Here is a 1,267-nt window from a genome sequence, read left to right on the forward strand (position 1 = left end):
CCTTCACTCCCCGCGCGCCCGCGGTCCATCAGCGCAGCCAGGGGTGCCTGGCCACCAGCGGCAACCGTGCCCACCGGCCGCCCAGGCCCCAGGTGCGGCCCGCCGAGCACAGGGCGAGGACCACGAGCGCGACGAGGTACACGACGTGCTGGTCCACCAGCGGGTTGGGCGACATGCTCGCCGTACCGTCCGACAGATGCCGGGCCGGCGGCCACTCGGCCATCCACAGCGTCAGCATCATCAGGCCGCCCGCCACGGCGGTGAGGCGTAACGCGACCCCGGCGACCAGGGCCGCACCGATGCCGAGCATCCCGGCCATGTAGGCCCAGTCGACCCAGACCTGACCGGCCATGGACCGGAAGACGGACTCCAGCGGTCCGGCGCTGACGCCGGAGAGATACCCACCGGCCGGCGAACCGCCGTTCAGCCAGGAGTTCTGCGAGGCGGTCGCGTAGCCGAGGCCGAAGGTCTTGTCGACGAAGGCCCACAGGAAGATGACGCCGGTCGCGATCCGCAGCGCCGCCAGCGCACGGCGCACCGGGAGGGACAGCGCCGGTTCGGAGGAGGCGGGTGGGGCGGAGCGCCGGGAGACGGGGGCGGAGGGTTCCGCGGTCAGGGGGGTTCGCATGTCGAGAGGCCCTTCTCGGTCATGGTCGGGGGTCGGCCGTTGGCCGGGCCTCGGTGGAGAGCGCCGGGAGAGCACGGCGCGACGGAGCCCCGAACAACGGCGCACGGCTTGGCACATGGTGCGTGAGTGGCGCCGCGGCCGCCCCGGGCGGCCGCCCGGCTGGAGGCGACGGCCGCCCGGGGCGGATCCGCACCGGTCCCTGCCGTCCCTGACAGGACCGGAGCGGCGCGGCACCCGCGACCCGCCGGGACTCCCCTGTGCAGGGGCCCGGAGCGGCGGCACACCGGCGGGCGCGGAAGGTGGAAGGCGGAAGTGAGGCGAGCGCCGCCCACCGGGGGCGCCGTCGCCGTCGTACACCGGGTCCTACAGACCCTCTCCCCGGCTTCGCCGGTTGAACGCGCTGAGCCGGTTCGCCTCCCGCAGCCGCACCCGCAGCAGCGGGCGGGGCTCCGGGGCCGGACGGCCGGCCGTGCACGCGCCGGGAGGCCGGGTCACCGGCCCGGTGGTCATGGGGCGGCCCTGCCGGGGCGGACGCGGGGTGACGTGGGGGGTGTCATGGCTGCGGCCCTTCCTCGGGGTGCGGGGCGAGCGGGACCACCGCTGAGCGGGAGCGCGCCGCGCGACCCGTATGGGAGCGCT

The 1,267-nt window shown here is 76.2% G+C and carries 1 protein-coding gene and 1 pseudogene; both read right to left on the bottom strand.

Going from position 1 to position 1,267, the window contains the following annotated elements:
- Positions 1 to 28: 28 nt before the first annotated feature.
- Positions 29 to 628 (bottom strand): hypothetical protein, encoded by a 600-nt coding sequence (locus tag ACFV5N_RS27875; RefSeq protein ID WP_385605343.1) that lies wholly within the window; start codon positions 626 to 628, stop codon positions 29 to 31.
- Positions 629 to 991: 363 nt separating this feature from the next.
- Positions 992 to 1,267 (bottom strand): annotated as a pseudogene (locus tag ACFV5N_RS27880) (hypothetical protein); the annotation flags it as partial.

The sequence above is a fragment of the Streptomyces sp. NPDC059853 genome (assembly GCF_042731495.1).
Taxonomy (GTDB): Bacteria; Actinomycetota; Actinomycetes; order Streptomycetales; family Streptomycetaceae; genus Streptomyces.

Bases quoted from the DNA above. Each gene is read 5' to 3' on its own strand.
- ACFV5N_RS27875 (WP_385605343.1), bottom strand. From the start codon at position 628: ATGCGAACCCCCCTGACCGCGGAACCCTCCGCCCCCGTCTCCCGGCGC.